Here is a 2331-nt window from a genome sequence, read left to right as displayed (position 1 = left end):
TCGAAGCCGTGGTGCTGGTTGAGATGGCGCACGGTCTCGGAGGTGTAGCTGAGGGTCGAGCCGCCAGCGCCGAAGGTACAGGACACGTACTCCGGGGCATACGCCTTCAGCTTGTCCRCGGCACGGTCCAGCTGGCTACGCTGCTCATCGGTCTTGGGCGGATAGAACTCGAAGCTGATGGCGGTCATGGCACGGGCGGTGGCGTCGGGTTCGGATCAGTATATCGCTTCATCAAGATGGATGTGCGGTGAACGTGTAGGGTCAGGCCGTCCCGTGCTGGCGACCGTTCGCCCCGCTGAGGGGCCGTTGCTCCGTAATCGCAACCGGGGCACCGGAAGCCAAGCCAGGCTGGTCCCAATCCCGGCACCACCCACGCGATGAAGGAGCAGACGATGAAGATCTTCCAGGCACTCTGGTACGCGATGAAGGCCTTGGCCAGGCTGGCGATGATCGGCTTGGCGATGGCCGTGCTTGGCTCAGGCCCGGCCCATGCCACCGCCGTCGACAAGGCCGCCGTTCCAGGCACAGTGCAGGTCGAGGTGCTCGGCAAGGGCCGTCCCTTGCTGATGATTCCCGGGCTTAACAGCAGTGCGGAGGTCTGGCGTGAGACCTGCCTGGCCCTGAAGGACGTGCAGTGCCATCTGGTGCAACTGCCGGGTTTTGCCGGTGCGGCGCCTGCCGATCCGCGCCCGGCGGATTTCCTGCCGGCAATGCGCGACGAACTACTGGGCTATCTGCAGGCGCGGCACCTGTCGAAGGTTGCCGTGATCGGCCACAGCCTGGGGGGTGTGCTGGCGATGCAACTGGCACTGAAGGCACCCGATACCATCGGTCCGCTGGTGATCGTTGATTCGCTGCCGTTCTATGCGGCGGTGATGAATCCGCAGGCCACCGCGCAGAACGTGGGGATGATGGCCGGGCAGCTGCGTGAAGGCCTGCTGGCGGCCGATGAGGCCAGCTTCAATGCACGCAACGATGCGACTGCCAAAGCCCTGACCCGCAGCACCCAGCATCTGCCGGAGCTGCAGCGTTGGGGGCGCGACAGTGATCGCACGAGCATGGCCGATGCGATGTACTCCATGCTGGTGCGCGATCTGCGTGATGACATCGCCGGCATCCACACGCCGGTCCTGGTGCTGGGCAGCTGGGCCGCTTATCAGTCGATGGGGGGTACGGAAGCCAGTACCCGTGCGCAGTTCCAGGCGCAGTACGCGAAGCTGCCGGGTGTGCAGATCGAGATGAGCGCACAGGGTTACCACTTCCTGATGTGGGATGATCCGCGTTGGCTGCAGGCGCAGGTGCGCCGCTTCCTCGCCGCACATCCCTGACCGCCGTATGCCCTTTCCTCCACCGCCAAGGCTGCTCATGGACGCTACCACGCCATCCCGCCGCTTCTGGATCCTCAACGCGCTGGCGTGGGCAGGCTATGCGACGTACAGCCTGTGGCTGGGGGTGCGTATCGGCGGCGGTACGCTGTTCAGCGGCGTGGTGTTGATCTCCCTCAGCATTGCCGTTTCCCTGTGGTTGTGCAGCGGCGTGCTGCGTTCGGTCGCACTGCGGCAGCGCTGGTGGGATGGCAGTCTGGGCAGCCTGGTGTTGAAACTGGCAACTGGCGTGGTGGTCGGCGCCAGCATTGCACAGGCGCTGACGGCGGCATTGTTGTTGCCGGCGTTAGCCCTGGGCTGGGTGCAGTTGCCCGGTGGGCGTGCCGACTATCAGCTGTCGTCGGTCGTGCTGTACTGGATGAACACCGCCCTGTTCCTTTTGATGTGGACGGGACTGTGGGCGGGCCTGCATGGCTTGCGCCGCGCGCGCCACAGCGAGCTGGCGCGATTGCGGGTGGAGGCGGAGCGCAGCGCCCTGGAGCGCGATGCGTTGCGTGCGCGGCTGAATCCGCATTTCATGTTCAACGCATTGAACAACCTGCGAGCGCTGATTCTGGAAGACCCCGAGCGTGCCCGCGACATGGTCACCCGCCTGTCGCGCACGCTGCGCCACGCATTGGCCCACAATCGCAGCGAGCAGGTGACCCTGGCCGAGGAACTGGAAGTGGTCGACGACTATCTGGCTATCGAGGCGATCCACTTCGAACAGCGTCTGCAGGTGCGGCGGGAGATAGCCGCAGAGGCTGTGCAGGCACAACTGCCTGCGATGGCATTGCAGCTGTTGGTGGAGAACGCGATAAAACATGGTATTGCCAGCCGCGCGGGCGGCGGCGAGGTACATATCCGCGCGTCGCTGGAAGATGACCTGCTGCGCCTCCAGGTGGACAACCCGCTCTGCACTGGCGGCGAACCTGCGCAAGGGCATGGTGTGGGACTGGCCTACCTG

3 protein-coding genes are annotated in these 2331 nt (G+C 65.0%); 2 read left to right on the top strand and 1 reads right to left on the bottom strand.

Going from position 1 to position 2331, the window contains the following annotated elements:
- A partial coding sequence (locus AB4Y84_RS19645) for a methylenetetrahydrofolate reductase (RefSeq protein WP_442250721.1) occupies positions 1-188 on the bottom strand: 188 nt, incomplete at its 3' end.
- Positions 189-392: 204 nt separating this feature from the next.
- Here AB4Y84_RS19645 and AB4Y84_RS19640 point away from each other — a divergent pair.
- Together AB4Y84_RS19640 and AB4Y84_RS19635 are read left to right on the top strand one after the other, a co-directional pair.
- Positions 393-1328: an alpha/beta fold hydrolase gene (locus AB4Y84_RS19640; protein ID WP_442244650.1), complete on the top strand. Its 936-nt coding sequence runs from the start codon at positions 393-395 to the stop codon at positions 1326-1328.
- Between the two features lie 37 nt (positions 1329-1365).
- The coding region (locus AB4Y84_RS19635) for a sensor histidine kinase (protein ID WP_442250720.1) at positions 1366-2331 on the top strand (966 nt) is incomplete at its 3' end.

The sequence above is a fragment of the Stenotrophomonas sp. 2YAF22 genome (assembly GCF_052114665.1).
GTDB lineage: Bacteria > Pseudomonadota > Gammaproteobacteria > Xanthomonadales > Xanthomonadaceae > Stenotrophomonas > Stenotrophomonas indicatrix.
Note: the sequence above shows the minus strand (reverse complement) of the source record. Positions and strands in the feature narration are given on the sequence as shown.

Bases quoted from the DNA above. Each gene is read 5' to 3' on its own strand.
- AB4Y84_RS19640 (WP_442244650.1), top strand. From the start codon at position 393: ATGAAGATCTTCCAGGCACTCTGGTACGCGATGAAGGCCTTGGCCAGG.